This window comes from Bradyrhizobium stylosanthis (assembly GCF_001641335.1).
GTDB lineage: Bacteria > Pseudomonadota > Alphaproteobacteria > Rhizobiales > Xanthobacteraceae > Bradyrhizobium > Bradyrhizobium stylosanthis.
Genome location: NZ_LVEM01000001.1, coordinates 1,804,489 through 1,819,443, shown reverse-complemented (window position 1 = coordinate 1,819,443; position 14,955 = coordinate 1,804,489). Strand labels below are relative to the sequence as shown.

Below are 14,955 nucleotides of genomic sequence, written 5' to 3'. Positions count from 1 at the left end.
GTCGGGCGCACCCCGGCGGGCGCTGGACGCCGGGCGGGAGAATGGCAATATGGTCGGCCCTGGTCGTCTGGAGCGGGTGAGATGTCCGACACGCAATTCGATCGGAAGGCCTGGCTCTCGCGCATTGGCTATGCCGGGCCGCTCACGCCAACGCTCGATACGCTGAACCAACTGATCTTCGCGCACGCGCATGCGATCGCCTACGAGACGCTCGACATCATGCTCGGGCGGCCGCCCAGGCTCGACGTGCCGACGCTTCAGCGGAAGATGATCGAGAGGAGGCGTGGCGGATACTGCTTCGAACAGAACATGCTGTTCCGGGCCGGACTTCGCTCGCTCGGCTACAGCATCACAAGCCTGCAGGGGCGGGTCGTCCGCGGACTGGAGATCGACGCACCGCGCCCGGCGATCCACATGTTGCTGAAGGTGGACTTGCCGGAGGGCACTTATCTTGCGGATGTCGGCTTCGGCAATCTGGCGCCGACCTCCGCGCTCATGCTCGTGCCCGAGATCGAGCAGGAGACGCCCCATGAGGTCATGCGCTTCATCGATGTCGGCGGCGAGCTGACGCTCCAGGCACGGCTCAGGCATGGCTGGCAGCACATCTACCGGGTGATCCCATATCCCCGCTACGACGGCGAATACGAGATCACCAATTGGTACACCGCGACCCATCCGGATACGCCCTATCAGGGCAACATCATCGTGGCGAAGCCGGGACCGAACAGAAGCCGGATCACCATGTACAATGCGCGTGTCACCGTCCGCGACGCGGACGGACACGCGGAGAAACGCCGGCTGGCGACGGAGAACGAATTCAGGGACGTGCTGCGCGGCGAATTCGGGCTCAACCTGTCCGATCAGGAGATCGACGCGTGCGTCGCCGTGATGAAGGCGAAGGGAACCGGCGACGCGCCGCATCCCTTCTTCGCCTAGGCTGCCTTCAGGGAAACAGCTCGCATTGGGTCGCCAAGGCTCCAGGGGATGGGCAGCGAGCCGGCCACCGGCCCGCAGAAGCCCTGCACGGGCGTAAACATCGGGCCAATCGGGAGGAATCTGCGCTTGGCGGGGCAGTCCGTACCCCGCCGGGCTTCCCCTGGCGGCCCGCATGGCCTATGACGCTGCAACGCAAAAATCCCCCAAAATGACCCCATGATCCGCCTCGACAACGTCAGCAAGCAAGCCGGCCACCAGATCCTGTTCATCGAAGCCTCCGCCGCCCTCAACAAGGGCGAGAAGATCGGCCTGGTCGGGCCGAACGGCGCCGGCAAAACCACCCTGTTCCGGATGATCGCCGGCGAGGAGCTGCCCGACGAGGGGCAGGTCTCGACCGATCGCGGCATCACCATCGGCTATTTCAACCAGGACGTCGGCGAGATGTCTGGCCGCAGCGCCGTGGCCGAGGTGATGAACGGCGCCGGTCCCGTCAGCGAGGTCGCGGCCGAGCTGCGCGCGCTCGAGGCCGATATGGCCGACCCCGACAAGGCCGACCAGATGGACGAGATCATCGCCCGCTACGGCGAGGTGCAGCACCGGTTCGAGGAGCTGGACGGCTACGCGCTCGACGGCCGTGCGCGCGAGGCGCTGTCCGGCCTCGGCTTCAGCCAGGAGATGATGGACGGCGACGTCGGCAAGCTCTCCGGCGGCTGGAAGATGCGCGTGGCGCTGGCCCGCATCCTCCTGATGCGTCCCGACGTCATGCTGCTCGACGAGCCGAGCAACCATCTCGACCTCGAAAGCCTGATCTGGCTGGAAAAGTTCCTGCACGATTACGAAGGCACGCTGCTGATGACCTCGCATGACCGCGAGTTCATCAACCGCGTCATCTCCAAGGTGATAGAGATCGATTCAGGCTCGCTCACCACCTACACCGGCGACTACGAGTTCTACGAGCAGCAGCGCGCGCAGAACGAGAAGCAGCAGCAGGCGCAGTTCGAGCGCCAGCAGGCCATGCTCGCCAAGGAGATCAAGTTCATCGAGCGCTTCAAGGCGCGCGCCTCGCACGCCGCGCAGGTGCAGAGCCGGGTCAAGAAGCTCGACAAGATCGAGCGCGTCGAGCCGCCGCGCCGCCGCCAGAGCGTCGCCTTCGACTTCCTGCCGGCACCGCGCTCGGGCGAGGACGTCGTCGCGCTCAAGGGTGTCCACAAGGGCTATGGCAGCAAGCGGATCTATGACGGCCTCGACTTCATGATCCGCCGCCGGGAGCGCTGGTGCGTGATGGGCGTCAACGGCGCCGGCAAGTCGACGCTGTTGAAGCTCATTGCCGGCGCGAGCGAGCCGGACCAGGGCACGGTGGCCCTGGGGGGCAGCGTCAAGATGGGCTATTTCGCCCAGCACGCGATGGACCTGCTCGACGGCGAGCGCACCGTGTTTCAGTCGCTGGAGGACCAGTTTCCGACCGCGGGGCAGGGGTCCTTGCGCGCGCTCGCCGGCTGCTTCGGCTTCTCCGGCGACGACGTCGAGAAGCGCTGCCGCGTGCTGTCGGGCGGCGAGAAGGCGCGGCTCGTGATGGCCAAGATGCTGTTCGATCCGCCGAACTTTCTGGTGCTGGACGAGCCGACCAACCATCTCGACCTCGCCACCAAGGAAATGCTGATCACGGCGCTGTCGGATTTCGAGGGCACCATGCTGTTCGTCTCGCATGACCGCCACTTCCTTGCGACGCTGTCGAACCGCGTGCTCGAGCTGACGCCGGAAGGCATCCACCAGTACGGCGGCGGCTACACGGAGTACGTCGCCCGCACCGGGCAGGAGGCGCCGGGGTTGCGGTCGTAGTCAGCTACGTCAGGTTTCGCCGAAACCAGTCCAGGCGCTCCTGCTCTTCCTCGGGAGATCGGCGCTTCACGAGCACAAATCCCACAAGCCGATCGGTGTTGTCTAACAAGAAGGTGCCGTACCAGTCAGCGGTGGTGAATGCCGCGGCGGTCACGAGCTCTGCGGGATGCAATTTCGCAAGTGCGGATAACAGTGAGGGAAAGCCGTATGTGGTAACGCCGGCCTCCGTGGTGACCTGCTGCCTAATTCGGCAAATTCGCAAGGACGCTTCTGCCGGCCCGAAGCTGACTTCGCTTCCCGACGGAGCGATTCTGATGATGTCGGGCTGTTTCAGGAAACCAAGAGCCGCCTCGGTGTCCTTGCTTGCCGGTAGCGAGCCGATCAACCGGGCTACCAATTCGACCGTCATCACCACAGCATCTCTCCGAGGAGTTGCGCCATGGTAGCCTTCGTATGGAATTTGCCAAGCGGCGCAATCCCCAAAGATGTTAGCGGCCCTGAGCCACAAGCTTACGAGCCGGGATGGGCACCAAACTGGCGCCCATCCGTCAGAGCCTTCGGTCGCTACCGCAAAATCTCGCGCAGCACCTCGCCGTCGACCTGGTGCGGCCTGACGCCGAGGATCTGCATGACGGTCGGGGCGACGTCGAGATTGCGCATGCGGCGGATCGTGGTGTTGTTGCGGATCTGCGGGCCGGCGGCGATGAAGGTCGCGCTCATCACCGGCAGCTTCGGATCGTGGCCGTGGGCGCCGTAGAAGTTCGGCATCGACAGCGTGGTGGTCGTGGCGTTGAACGGGGCGTCGCCGAGGCGTGCGACGCCGGGGTTCTGGATGCCGTCGAAATTGTAGCCCGGGGCCATCAGCGCGAACACATCGCCGAAATCCTGGCCGATGGTCTTGCTGGTGCATTGCCCGATCCCGGCCTCGCACTGGAGCGGACGGGTCTCCACCACGGTGAAGAGCCTGCTACCCTCGAGCGAGCCGTTGAATTTCGGGTTGGGATCGACCGCGTTCTTCACCGCATCGGTGATCTGCGTCACCAGCGCGGTGTAGGTGGCGGGATCGACGGTGCCGCCCTGTTCGCGCTGCTGCAGATTGACGTAGATGTTGACCGCCGGGCCCGAGGTGCGGATCGCCACCTTGCTGGTGTCGATGCCGGCATTCTTCAGGATGTTGGTCATGCTGACCGAGGTGTGGAACGGCGCGAAGCCGTGGTCTGACACCACGATGATATTGCTGTCCGGCCCGGCCGCGTCCGCAATCCGCTTCACCGCCTTGTCGGCGGTCTGGTAGGCGAAGCGGATGTAGGATTTGTAGCGGGCGACCTTGGCGGCGTCCTGGCCGGCGCCGATCGAGTTCGGATCCCTGGGATTGGTGCCCTGGCGGGGATCGGTGAGCAGGAACTGATGCTCGGAGCCGTCCGGCTGCTCGATGTAGATCATGACGAGATCGGCATCGGGATTGTTCTTGATGGCGCGCTCGCCGATATCGGCCTGGTAGCGCACGAAGGTCTTGACCATGTCCTCGAACATCGCCTCGATCTCGATGTCGGGGAAGCCCGTGAAACCCGGGCTGAGCCGCTCCGGAATGCGGAAGTCGGCCTGCGGGCGCCAGAACCCGACGCTGTTGTTGATGTCGTCGACGTCGGCAAGAACCGGCGTGTTGCGCGGGATATAGTTGGCGCCGTAGCGGGCAAAGTGCACCACCGACAGGTCGGGCGCGAGCTGCGAGACGAAATAGGCCGCGCCGACCTTGGCGCCGCTGCCCTCGAAGAAGAACGGGGCATTCTCGCCGCCGATCTTCGCGTAGGCGGGGCCAGTCGACGGCGGCGCGAACGGGCCGGCCGCGATGCCGCGCGTGGCGTCGAAGAAGACGAGGGTGTCGTAATTGACCTTGTTGTCGTTGGTGGTGTCGAGCGCCGCGACGCGGATCGCGTATTTGACGTCCTGTGTCGCCGCATTGGTGCAGGTCGCGGTCGGCACCGATGCGCATGAGAACGTCTCGATCGCCGTGGGCGTTGCCATCACCGGGCTGAACGAGAAGCGGCCCGCGGCCTGCAGCGCCGCGCCCACCGCCGGATCGGGGATGAAATTGGACTGCGTGAACGAGAAGCCCTGCGCGCTAAGCCCGCCGAACGCGCCGAACGGCACCGTGTAGTCGGTGACGCGGATCGGCTGCGCCGGCTGCACCACGGTGCCGTTGATCGAGATATCGGCGCCGTCGCCGCCCGGCCATGTCGCGGTGACGACCTTCTTGCCCTGCTGGCGCAGCTGCACCCAGAGCGGCAATGCCGAGGGCCGCGGCGAGGGTCCAAGCGGGCTCTCGCGATAGCCGCCGATCGGCGCTGCAAACCCGCTGAGGCTCGATGTGATCGGGCCGACGATCGCCTGGAAGGTGTTGGAGGGGATGTCGTTGTGAACGGAGGTCGAGCCGGTGGCGATCTCGATATGAGAGACCGCGGTGAGCGACGGCGAGGCCGTGATGTTCTGCAAGGCCACGGCGCCATGGCGGCTCAGCCGCGCCAGCCCGCCATCGCGCGGTAGCACGCCTTCGTCGATGAATTGCTGGATGAAATCGGGCTTTGCGCCGTCGAGCGAGATGAGGATGACGGGCGATTTGCGGCCGTGGTGATGGCCCCGATCATCGCGATCGCGGAAATTGTCGGAGCCGCGGTCGCGGCCGTTGTCATCCTGATCGGCGTATGCCGTCGCTGCAACACCGGTCAGCGTTGCGGCGAGTGACAGCGAAGAGATCAGGGAGAAGAGCTTTTTCACGTGAATGCCCCATGATTTTTGTTGCGCAATCTGTGCGCGCTTAACCCGAGATGACACGGAGATTATCGAGCGCGGCTGACGACGCGCGTGTGACGCTTGAACGACGCATGTGCGCAGCCGTGGAATGCTGTCGCCGGAGTCCGAATGACGAGCAGTCGCGCTCGCGCTGGGAACTCGCACCAGTGCATGCACGCGCTCATGCGCCTTGAACGGTGCGAACTCGTTCGCTACGCTTGAGAAAAACCAGGAGGAGATGCGTGAAGCAGCTCAGGATCGGCGACATCACCATCGATGCGGTGATCGAGCGGGAGGGGCCGTGGCGGCGGCCGCAAGATTTTTTCCCGGCTTATGACGACAGCGTCTTCAAGCGCCATTTGCCGACGATGGAGCCCGAGGTGTTCGATACCGCGCGCGGCATGATGGTGATCACCTACCAGACCTTCGTGGTGCGCACGCCGCGCTACACCATCCTGGTCGACACCTGCACCGGCGAGGACAAGGGCCACCCGCCGCCGTTCGATTTCCCCGGCAAGGAGCGCTGGCGCAACGAATTGTTCGCGCTCGGCATCGGCTTCGAGCAGGTCGACTACGTGTTCTGCACCCATCTGCACATCGACCACACCGGCTGGAACACAATCTTGCGCGACGGGCGCTGGGTGCCGACGTTCCCGAACGCGAAATACGTCTTCCACAAGGGCGAGTATGCGGCCTGGGAGGCCGAGCATGCCAAGGGCAGCAACCCGCCCGGCACCGTGTTTCGCGACAATTGCCTGCCGGTCGTCGAAGCCGGGCAGGCGCTGCTGGTCGACGACGATTACGCGCTCGACGACACCGTGACGCTGACGCCGACGCCGGGCCATTCGCCCTGCCATTGCTGCGTGAACATCGTCTCGAAGGGGCAGCGCGCGGTCGTCGCCGGCGACCTCATGCATCACCAGATCCAGTGCCGCGAGCCGGACTGGTCGGCAAAGCCGGACTGGGATCCGAAGCAGTCGGCGACCTCACGGCGAAAGTTCTTTGCGTCCGTGGCGGACACGGACACGCTAATCCTGCCGGTTCATTTTCCGGCGCCGACGGTAGGGGTGATCAAGCCGCTTGGTGCGGCGTTCGATTATCGGTTCAGGCGGGAGTGAGGTTCTCTGCCGTCATGGCCGGGCTTGTCCCGGCCATCCACGATCTTGTCACACGCCCACGAAGAACGTGGATGCCCGGGACAAGCCCGGGCATGACGAATTCGTGGAGCGATGCTTCGGCAAAGGGGCAACGAAATTGCCGCGCCTTACGCGCTGACTTCGCACTTCTTCATAAAGCTGTTCTTGGCGGCACCGGCGAGCGGCTTGCCGTCCGCGCTGACGGCCTTGGGCGCGCAGGCGTCGGCCTTGCACTTCTTCATGAACGAGGTCTTGGCGGCGCCGGCCAGCGGCTTGCCGTCCTTGCCGACCGCCTTGCTCTCGCAGGTGTCCTCTGCGAAGGCCGAGCCGGCTGCAAAGGTGGCAACGATCGCAGCCAGGAAAATCCGCTTCATCATGGGTGTCTCCTAAACCAGAAATGGCGGGCGGATTGGAGCCGCAAATCGTGGCGCAATCAAGCAGGATCGCAGCGTGGCGGGCCCGGCCTGCGCAAATTTTCCCGCATGCGCTGAATGCGTCTTACCTTGACGCGCACGCAGCCCGCGGGCTGCTTCAGGATTCGCGGGCGCTTGCTGCACTGCGCGCAGACCGTGCGATGCGAACCTGTTAGGCTGATCCCATTGCAGCAGGAACGGAGCGTTGCCATGGACGCCGTGACGAACCCTGAGGCCGCCGACCAGCATTCCCATCTGGTTCAACCCCAGGCGATGGAATGGCAGAAGACGCGCTTTCCCGGCTGCGAGGCCAAGACCCTGCTGTTCGATCGCAGCACCGGCCTGATGACGGCCCTGATGCGCTTCGCACCGGGATCGGTGCTGCCCGACCACGAGCATGTCGGCATCGAGCAGAGCTACGTGATCGAAGGTGCGCTCGTCGACAAGGAGGGGCCCGCCCGCGGCATCGCCTGCAAGGCCGGCGAATTCATCTGGCGCGAGGCGGGGAGCCGGCACGCCGCCTGGTGCCCCGACGGCGCGCTGATCCTTGCGATCTTCCAGGTGCCGAACAAGTTCTTCGAGGCCGACGGCCGCGTGGTCGATGCCTCCGGTCAGGACTGGGACGAGGCCTGGGGGCACACGGCCGCGCAGCGGGCGCCCGGCGCCTAGCTGGCCGTTACACCCCTCGCATGAGCAGTGCCTTGAAGTCGGCCCGCGCGCGCTGCGCCTCGGCGCGCGCGACGTCCGAGGCGTCGCCCATGCCGAAATAGCCGTGGATCAGGCCGGGGCCTTCATGGTGCTTGACCCGCACGCCGGCCGCCTCCAGCGCCCGCGCATAGGCGGCGCCCTCGTCGCGGAGGGGATCGAACCAGGCGGTGGTGACGATCGCGGGTGCAAGGCCTTCGAGCGACGGCGCACGCAGCGGCGAAGCACGCCAGTCGCCGGCGTGAGCGGGGTCGGCGAGGTAGTGGCCGCAAAACCATTCCATCGTGGCGCGGGTCAGGAAGTAGCCATCGGCATTCTCGGCGCGTGAAGGAAAGCGCGCGTTCTCGCCCGCATCGGCGTAACCGCCGACGACGTCGGTGACGGGATAGACCAGGAGCTGCGCGGCGAGCTTGATGCCGGCGTCGCGGCAGGCGAGCGCCGTCGTTGCCGCGAGATTGCCGCCGGCGCTGTCGCCGGCAACGCCGAAGCGCTTTGCGTCGCCGCCAAATTCCGCGACACGGCCAAAGATGTCGCGCACCGCCGCAAAGGCATCCTCGAAGGCGCCGGGAAAGCGCGTCTCCGGCGGACGGCGGTAGTCGACGGAGACGACGACCGCGCCTGTCTCGATCGCGAGATTGCGCGCCTGCCTGTCATGGGTTTCGAGATCGCCCGCGACCCAGCCGCCGCCATGGAAGAACACGACGGTCGGCGCGGGCGTGGCGCCGACCCGATAGACGCGCGCATCGAGCGGGCCCGCACCGCCTTTCACCTTGATATCCTGCACGCTATCGACCGGCGGCGGGGGAATGGCCGCGCGAGAGGCAGCCAGTGCGCGCAAGGAATCGCGGGCGCTCTGTGGCGTCATCGTGGTGGTATCCCGCATCGGCATCAGCGGAATGATCTGGGCGATGACGGGATCGAGCGGCGCGGCCATGGGCAGTCCTCCAGGGTTCTTGGTCTTGCTTGCGGGTTAGCATAGATTTTGCGCGCCGCACCGGCAACCGTGGTGCGATGCTACGAAATAAACGGGCAGGGAGGCCAAACAGGTGGAATTCGAAACGCTGATCCAGTCGCGCCGCAGCGTGCGCGGCTTCAAGCAGAAGCCGGTGCCGCGCACGGTGATCGAGGCGATCATCGAAAGCGCCAAGCGCGCGCCGTCGTCGATGAACACCCAGCCCTGGCATGTCCACGTGCTCACCGGTCATCCTCTTGAAGAGGTGCGCCGCCGCAACATGGAGGAGATGATCGGCGGCGCCAAGGTCAAGCGCGACATCATCAGCCACGGCGAGTATCAGGGCGTGCATCGCACGCGGCAGGTCGACATCGCCAAGAAGCTGTTCGGCGCGATGGGGATCGCGCGCGACGACAAGCCGATGCGGCAGGACTGGGTGCTGCGCGGCTTCCGCCAGTTCGACGCGCCGGTCTCGCTGGTGTTGACCTATGATCGCGTGCTCGATCCTGGCGCGGTCTGTCATTTCGATCTCGGCGCGCTCTGCTACGGCATCGTGCTCGCGGCGTGGGACCGTGGCCTCGGCTCCGTCATCAACGGCCAAGGCATCATGCGCTCCGACATCGTGCGCGAGGTCGCGAAGATTCCGGAGGACGAGGTGATCATGACCTGCGTCGCGATGGGCTATCCCGACGACGACTTCGCCGCGAACGCGGTGCGCTCGGATCGCGAGCACAACGACGATTTCGTGCGCTATGTCGGCTTTGCCGATTAGCGCGTGTAAGTCGATCGGCGCTGCGCGGAGGAGAAAATTCTATTCCCGAAATTTTTGGTGCGGACCGGCTGGCGGCCTCTTGCAATCTCCAACGTGCGGGAGGAACAATATGCGGACTGAAAGGTTTGTTGCTGGCGCGAGGGAATTGATATGCGGCGGCTGGCTAGCCTGGTGCGACGGTTGTTCGGCCCGCGAGCGCGGCGCCCGATCGACGATGATCCCAATCTTCCTTTCACACCTGATGAGTTCGGCCGGCTGATCCGAAGCGGCAGACCCGAGGACATGAAGCTGCTGGCCGAAGGTCTGGCATGCCGCTCGATGCCGCGCCGCGCCAGATACCGCGCGACGCATTAGACCGCCGCGTTCCTGTCGAGGGCGCGACCACATCGTCGACCCGCCGGCGAAGACAGGGCCTTCGCAGTCATCATCTGCCGTGACTTGTGCGACTGCGATCCCAGTGGAACTCTCTGGAAGCGCCGGCGCGGGATTCTGGGCGAGGCGTCTCGGGTATCACCACACCGTCGTTCGCATTTGAAACGCTATCGAAATTTGGCAGGACGCGAACCGTCAGCTTGTCCTTTGCAACAGACCCTCGCCAACTGGCCCGAACAGGCTAGGGTGATTCTTTCGGTCCAGGCGCTACCGAAAGGGGGATATTGAGATCGGCAGATTTGCCGGACGCGTCATTTCGCGACGCGGCTTTTTATTTGTCATGAGCAACATTGATGATGCGCCGGGGTTGGCGCCAAAGATATTTCGTTTCTCCGATGTCGACGAGTTTCGCAGTTCGATACGCGGGTTGAACGTCGAGTTTACGCCGTTCGTGCGACGCATCGCGGCCGAGCAGGTGATCCTGCGCCTGCCCGGCTGCGACGTGAACGTCACGCGTGCGTTTCCGCGCGTGGTGGACGCGCAACTGGTGGCCGATTGCACGGCCGTTGGCTTTGCGATGGACGATCTCGAGGTTCCCATCCGCTTCAACGGTGCCCAGCGCGACCGCGCGGTCATCGTCATCGGCAGCAACGGCGCGGCCTACAACACCATCGAGGAGGTCCAGCGGCAGATCGCCTCGATCGTGTTTCACCCCGAAGTGAAGGGCCGCGGCTGGCCCGAGACGCAGTCCAGCTTCAAGATCTTCGAGACCAGCATGCCGGCACTGCTCCGGCTGCGGAAGTTGGTTCGGGAGGTGGTAGCGGCCGCGTCCGGGCCGATCGAGCCGGCCGAGGTGCCGTTGAAGGGCGCTGCGATGAAGGAGTCGCTGTTCGGCGCGGTCGACGACGTCTTTGCCAATCTGGTCGCCGCGCGATGGACCAGGCGGCCGAACGACGGGCGGCAGTTCAGGGTGTTCCAGGACATCCGCGCGCTGCTGTCCGAGGATCTCTCGCAGCCGATCTACAGCGAGGAGATCGCACGCAAGCTCGGCCTGTCCGTGCGCACCCTGCACGACGTCGTGCGCCGCTATCGCGGCATGAGCCTGCATCGCTATTTGCGGCTGCGCCGGCTCTGGCTGGTGCGCCAGCGCCTGCTCGCCGGCGCCGACAGCGTCAAGGCGGTCGCGCTCGCCTTCGGCTTCTGGCATCTCAGCGACTTCTCCAGAAGCTACCGGGACCAGTTCGGCGAGGCGCCGTCGCAAACGCTCGACCGCGGCCGCGGGCGCTAACGCGATAAATCGACAGGATTCGCCGCCGGCTTTCGTGCTAGCCTGCCGCCATGAGCAATCGCATCCTCGTCCTCTACGGTTCCTACCGTTCCGACCGCATGGGCATCCGCCTTGCGAATTTCGTCATCAATCGCCTGCGCAGCCGCGGCGAGGACGTCGAGTTCATCGACGCCAAGGCGATCGGCCTGCCGATGCTCGATCGCATGTACAAGGAACATCCCAAGGGCGCCGCGCCCGAGGCGCTCGAGAAGCTGGCGGAGCAGATCCGCGGCGCCGACGGTTTCATCTTCGTCACCGGCGAGTACAATTGGGGCATTCAGCCCGGCTTGAAGAACCTGACCGACCATTTCCTCGAAGAATGGTTCTGGCGCCCGGCCGCGATCGTGAGCTATTCCGCCGGCCGCTTCTCGGGCGCACGCGCGGCGACCGCCTGGCACGGCACGTTGTCGGAGATGGGCATGGTGGTGGTGTCGAGCACCATCGGCGTCGGCCCGATCGCGCAGACCTTGTCTGCGGAGGGTGAGCCGATCGGCGAGGGGGGCAAGGCGCTGGAGCGCGCGTTCCCGCGCTTTGCGGATGATCTGTTGTGGTGGATCGAGGCGGCGAAGGCGCAGCGGGCGCGGAAGGCGCCGCCGTATTGAGATCCGTTACCGCAAGGACAGTCCCGTAGCCCGGATGAAGCGTAGCGCAATCCGGGGCGGTGCATCCGCGGTGAGACTTTCCCGGATTTCGCTTCGCTTCATCCGGGCTACGAATTTCCGCTTACGCCGCCCTGACCTCGCCGAGGAACCGGTCGAACTGTCCGGCGAGATCGCGTGACTGGGTTGAGAGCTGCTCGGCTGCGCCCAGCACCTCCCTCGCGGCGGCTCCGGTGTCGTCGGCGGCGCGCTGCACGCCGGTGATGTTGCTGTTGACCTCCTGGGTGCCGCGGGCGGCTTCCTGGACGCTGCGGGAGATCTCTCGCGTCGCCGAACCCTGCTCCTCGATCGCGGCCGCAATGGCGGTGCCGATCTGGTCGATCTCGGCGATGACGTCGGCGACGTTGCGGATCGCGGCCACGGTCTCGTCGCTCGCCGACTGAATCGCGGTGATCTGCTCGGAGATCTCGGTCGTCGCCTTGGCGGTCTGGCCGGCCAGCGACTTCACTTCGGACGCGACGACGGCGAAGCCGCGGCCGGCATCGCCGGCGCGCGCGGCCTCGATGGTTGCGTTCAGCGCCAAGAGGTTGGTCTGCTCCGCGATGCTCTGGATCAGCGTGACGACGTCGCCGATCTTCTGCGCGCCATCGGCGAGGGCGCGCGCGGTGTCGCCGGTGCGGCGGGCATTGTCGACTGCGCGGGCCGCGATCTCGGTGCTCTGCGCGACCTGACGGCCGATCTCGGCGATCGACGAGGTCAGCTCCTCGGTGGCGCTGGCGACGGTCTGCACGTTGGTCGAGGTCTGCTCCGAGGCGGCGGCGACGACCGCGGCCTGGCTGTTGGTCTGGGCCGCCGTCGAGGTCATCGACTGCGCCGTGCTTTCCATGGTGGAGGAGGCGCGGGACAGCCCGCCGACCAGTTCGGTAACCTTGGCCTCGAAGGCGCGGGTGAGCTCGTCGAGCGCCTGTGCGCGGCGCATCTTGCCGTCGTTCTCGGCCTGCTTCTCCGCCGCAAGGCGGTCGGCCCGGATCATGTTGTCCTTGAAGACCTGGACGGCCGCGGCCATCGCGCCGATCTCGTCGGAGCGTTCGGCGCCGGGAATCTCGTCGGCGAGGTCGCCGTCGGCCAGCCGCGACATCCGGTTCGTCAGGCCGACGATCGGGGCGCAGACACGGCGGCGGACCATGACGATGAGGCCGGCGCTGGCGATCAGCACGGCGAGGAGGCCGACAAGCGCGATCGTGAAGCTGGTGCGCGCGGCGGAGGATGCGCCGGCGAGGATCTGCTCGGCATTGTCGTAGAAGGCGTCACGGACCTCGATGATGGTGCTGAGACCACGCTGCGTCGAGGCGTAGTAGGTGTCCATGTCGTGTTCGTACTTGCCGGTGACCGCGCCGTCCTTGACCAGCTTGAGCTCGCGGCCGAACTCCTCGACATAGATCGCGTTGAACTTCTCAAGCGCGGCGGCGACATTCGCCGGAGTTGCCGGATTGCCGCGCAATTCCTGCAGCGACATCACGATCTGGTCGTTGCGGCCCTGCGAGCGGCTGATGTCGGCCTTCTCGGTATCGGTCGCCGGCTTCTTGCCGCCGACGAGGTTCTTGTGGAGGCTGGAGTTGAAGCCGCCGACGTCGCGCAGCGTCATGGCGATGTTGGCGTAGCTGGCCTGCCGGTAGGCATCGCCGTTGAGGATCGCCATGCGGCGGACCTGCTCGTTGAGCAGGGCGGTCACGCCGCCGTTGAGCACGGCATTGTCGGAAACGATCTTCTTGGCTGCGTCCTTGCGCGCCTCGGCCGGCCCGGACAAGGCCTTGTCGATGGCCTCGCGCAGCGCCGCGAACTTCGCATTGATGCCGTCGATGTTGCTGCCGATGGTGGTGCCGTCGTCGAACGGGCCGGGCAGCTCCTTGCGCAGCGCATTCATCTTGTCGCGGGCACCGTCGGTCTGCCCACGCAGCTTGTTCTGCTCGGCAATCAGTGTGGGGTCGATGGTTGCGGGCCCGTAGAGGATGTTGGTGGAGAAGCCGCGTTCGGGATTGAGATAGCGCGGGATGTCGCTGACGGCGCGGACGATCGCGAGCCTGCCCTGCGCCTCGGTGATCCGCTCCATGGTCTGGTACTTCGTCACGGCGACGTAGACGGCGAGGCCGCCGCCCACGGTCGAGAGCGAGACGATGGCGGTGGTCAGCAGCGTTCCGATTTTCATGATCTGTCCGGCAATTGGCGCGGGAGAAAATTATTCTGCGCGAACGATAGGCAGCCGGTATTAATCGGGGGTTTACGCTGCCGCCCGGCATGCCCCGCCTGCATGCGTCCATTCGTCTAGGCGTAGGTCGCGCTTACGGTTCCGAACGGACCGAAATCGGCGAGGTAGGTTTCGCCGGCCTTCGGCCGCAGCATGCCGGTCAGGGTGCCCGTGCTGATGGTTTGCCCGGCCTTGAGACCGATGCCGGTCCGCGACAGCTCGTTGGCGAGCCAGGTCAGCGGCACCAGCGGGTGATCGATGGCCTCGGCGGCGCTGCCGCGGCGCCTTTCCACGCCGTTGCAGTTCAACACCACCGCCTGATTCGCGATGTCGCGGCTGCGCCAGTCGGCGATCGCCTCGCCGAGGACGATGGTCCCCGATCCCGCGCCGTCGGCCAGGATCGCCGCCATCGGTGGAAACGCCGCGTCGTGGACGAAGCGGCATTCGGCAAGCTCGATGCCGGGGTGCAGCGAGGCAACGGCATCGCCGATCTCTTCGACGGTGTAGGGCAGGGCGCGTGGCGGCAGGTCTGCGCCGAGCCGTGCCTGATACTCGACCTCCGGAATCGGGCTGCACTGCCTGGCGTGCTCGACAGTCGCGGGCGAGACCTCGATCAGCGGCGCGAACACCCGCCCGTAGATCGGCGAGGAGGTGCGGAGCTGGCGCTGCAGCCCAGGCTTCATGCCGGCGATCTTCCAGCCGACGACATCCCAACCCAGTTCCTCTTCCACCATCTGCGCGACGCGATACGCGGTGTCGGCATCCGGCGGCACAAGATGCGCATCAAGACCGCTTTGCTGCCGGCTCTCGCGGCGCAGGCTGGCGAGATGGCGCGCGAGTTCGCGCTGTCGGGACAGATCCATCGGCGT

At 65.8% G+C, this 14,955-nt stretch carries 14 protein-coding genes; 8 read left to right on the top strand and 6 right to left on the bottom strand.

Translation table 11 applies throughout. The features are described 5' to 3' along the window. Positions 1 to 81: 81 nt before the first annotated feature. Positions 82 to 936, top strand: a complete 855-nt coding sequence (locus A7X65_RS08835; protein ID WP_063683940.1) for an arylamine N-acetyltransferase family protein — start codon at positions 82 to 84, stop codon at positions 934 to 936. A 216-nt stretch (positions 937 to 1,152) separates the two neighbouring features. After that, a complete protein-coding gene (locus A7X65_RS08830) occupies positions 1,153 to 2,775 on the top strand; it encodes an ABC-F family ATP-binding cassette domain-containing protein (protein ID WP_063683939.1) in 1,623 nt (540 codons plus the stop codon). A 4-nt stretch (positions 2,776 to 2,779) separates the two neighbouring features. Here the strand turns inward: A7X65_RS08830 and A7X65_RS08825 are convergent, their stop codons facing one another. Together A7X65_RS08825 and A7X65_RS08820 are read right to left on the bottom strand one after the other, a co-directional pair. Beyond that, entirely contained in the window at positions 2,780 to 3,184 is a 405-nt protein-coding gene (locus A7X65_RS08825; RefSeq protein ID WP_063683938.1) for a hypothetical protein, read from the bottom strand. Positions 3,185 to 3,339: 155 nt separating this feature from the next. After that, a complete protein-coding gene (locus tag A7X65_RS08820; RefSeq protein ID WP_156527705.1) occupies positions 3,340 to 5,550 on the bottom strand; it encodes an alkaline phosphatase family protein in 2,211 nt (736 codons plus the stop codon). A 257-nt stretch (positions 5,551 to 5,807) separates the two neighbouring features. Between A7X65_RS08820 and A7X65_RS08815 the strand changes: the two genes are divergently transcribed. Further along, positions 5,808 to 6,683: an MBL fold metallo-hydrolase gene (locus A7X65_RS08815; protein WP_063683936.1), complete on the top strand. Its 876-nt coding sequence runs from the start codon at positions 5,808 to 5,810 to the stop codon at positions 6,681 to 6,683. A gap of 146 nt (positions 6,684 to 6,829) precedes the next feature. Here the strand turns inward: A7X65_RS08815 and A7X65_RS08810 are convergent, their stop codons facing one another. Then, positions 6,830 to 7,078, bottom strand: a complete 249-nt coding sequence (locus A7X65_RS08810; protein ID WP_063683934.1) for a hypothetical protein — start codon at positions 7,076 to 7,078, stop codon at positions 6,830 to 6,832. 246 nt (positions 7,079 to 7,324) lie between these two features. Here A7X65_RS08810 and A7X65_RS08805 point away from each other — a divergent pair, with 246 nt between their 5' ends. Then, the gene (locus tag A7X65_RS08805; RefSeq protein ID WP_063683933.1) at positions 7,325 to 7,783 is read left to right on the top strand and encodes a cupin domain-containing protein; all 459 of its coding nucleotides are present in this window, start codon (positions 7,325 to 7,327) and stop codon (positions 7,781 to 7,783) included. Positions 7,784 to 7,790: 7 nt separating this feature from the next. On the opposite strand, the gene A7X65_RS08800 is transcribed toward A7X65_RS08805, so the two are convergent. After that, positions 7,791 to 8,753 carry an alpha/beta hydrolase gene (locus A7X65_RS08800; RefSeq protein ID WP_063683932.1) on the bottom strand — a complete coding sequence of 321 codons (963 nt, stop codon included), beginning with the start codon at positions 8,751 to 8,753 and terminating at the stop codon, positions 7,791 to 7,793. A 112-nt stretch (positions 8,754 to 8,865) separates the two neighbouring features. On the opposite strand from A7X65_RS08800, the gene A7X65_RS08795 reads away from it, so the two are divergent. From A7X65_RS08795 to A7X65_RS08780, 4 genes are all read left to right on the top strand, one after another. After that, positions 8,866 to 9,543, top strand: a complete 678-nt coding sequence (locus A7X65_RS08795) for a nitroreductase (RefSeq protein WP_063683930.1) — start codon at positions 8,866 to 8,868, stop codon at positions 9,541 to 9,543. Positions 9,544 to 9,693: 150 nt separating this feature from the next. Further along, positions 9,694 to 9,897: a hypothetical protein gene (locus A7X65_RS08790; RefSeq protein ID WP_063683929.1), complete on the top strand. Its 204-nt coding sequence runs from the start codon at positions 9,694 to 9,696 to the stop codon at positions 9,895 to 9,897. Between the two features lie 358 nt (positions 9,898 to 10,255). Further along, a complete protein-coding gene (locus A7X65_RS08785) occupies positions 10,256 to 11,203 on the top strand; it encodes an AraC family transcriptional regulator (protein ID WP_063683927.1) in 948 nt (315 codons plus the stop codon). A 50-nt stretch (positions 11,204 to 11,253) separates the two neighbouring features. Then, positions 11,254 to 11,844, top strand: a complete 591-nt coding sequence (locus A7X65_RS08780) for an NADPH-dependent FMN reductase (protein WP_063683925.1) — start codon at positions 11,254 to 11,256, stop codon at positions 11,842 to 11,844. 121 nt (positions 11,845 to 11,965) lie between these two features. On the opposite strand, the gene A7X65_RS08775 is transcribed toward A7X65_RS08780, so the two are convergent. Both A7X65_RS08775 and A7X65_RS08770 read right to left on the bottom strand, forming a co-directional pair. Then, positions 11,966 to 14,047: a methyl-accepting chemotaxis protein gene (locus A7X65_RS08775; protein ID WP_063683923.1), complete on the bottom strand. Its 2,082-nt coding sequence runs from the start codon at positions 14,045 to 14,047 to the stop codon at positions 11,966 to 11,968. Between the two features lie 116 nt (positions 14,048 to 14,163). After that, positions 14,164 to 14,949, bottom strand: coding sequence for a 2-keto-4-pentenoate hydratase (locus A7X65_RS08770; RefSeq protein ID WP_063683922.1), 786 nt, complete (start codon positions 14,947 to 14,949; stop codon positions 14,164 to 14,166). Between the last annotated feature and the right edge of the window lie 6 nt (positions 14,950 to 14,955).

Excerpts from the sequence above, each read along its gene's own strand:
- A7X65_RS08785 (WP_063683927.1), top strand. The coding sequence starts at position 10,256 with ATGAGCAACATTGATGATGCGCCGGGGTTGGCGCCAAAGATATTTCGT.
- A7X65_RS08835 (WP_063683940.1), top strand. The coding sequence starts at position 82 with ATGTCCGACACGCAATTCGATCGGAAGGCCTGGCTCTCGCGCATTGGC.
- A7X65_RS08825 (WP_063683938.1), bottom strand. The coding sequence starts at position 3,184 with ATGACGGTCGAATTGGTAGCCCGGTTGATCGGCTCGCTACCGGCAAGC.
- A7X65_RS08770 (WP_063683922.1), bottom strand. The coding sequence starts at position 14,949 with ATGGATCTGTCCCGACAGCGCGAACTCGCGCGCCATCTCGCCAGCCTG.
- A7X65_RS08800 (WP_063683932.1), bottom strand. The coding sequence starts at position 8,753 with ATGGCCGCGCCGCTCGATCCCGTCATCGCCCAGATCATTCCGCTGATG.
- A7X65_RS08830 (WP_063683939.1), top strand. The coding sequence starts at position 1,153 with ATGATCCGCCTCGACAACGTCAGCAAGCAAGCCGGCCACCAGATCCTG.
- A7X65_RS08780 (WP_063683925.1), top strand. The coding sequence starts at position 11,254 with ATGAGCAATCGCATCCTCGTCCTCTACGGTTCCTACCGTTCCGACCGC.
- A7X65_RS08810 (WP_063683934.1), bottom strand. The coding sequence starts at position 7,078 with ATGATGAAGCGGATTTTCCTGGCTGCGATCGTTGCCACCTTTGCAGCC.
- A7X65_RS08790 (WP_063683929.1), top strand. The coding sequence starts at position 9,694 with ATGCGGCGGCTGGCTAGCCTGGTGCGACGGTTGTTCGGCCCGCGAGCG.
- A7X65_RS08805 (WP_063683933.1), top strand. The coding sequence starts at position 7,325 with ATGGACGCCGTGACGAACCCTGAGGCCGCCGACCAGCATTCCCATCTG.
- A7X65_RS08775 (WP_063683923.1), bottom strand. The coding sequence starts at position 14,047 with ATGAAAATCGGAACGCTGCTGACCACCGCCATCGTCTCGCTCTCGACC.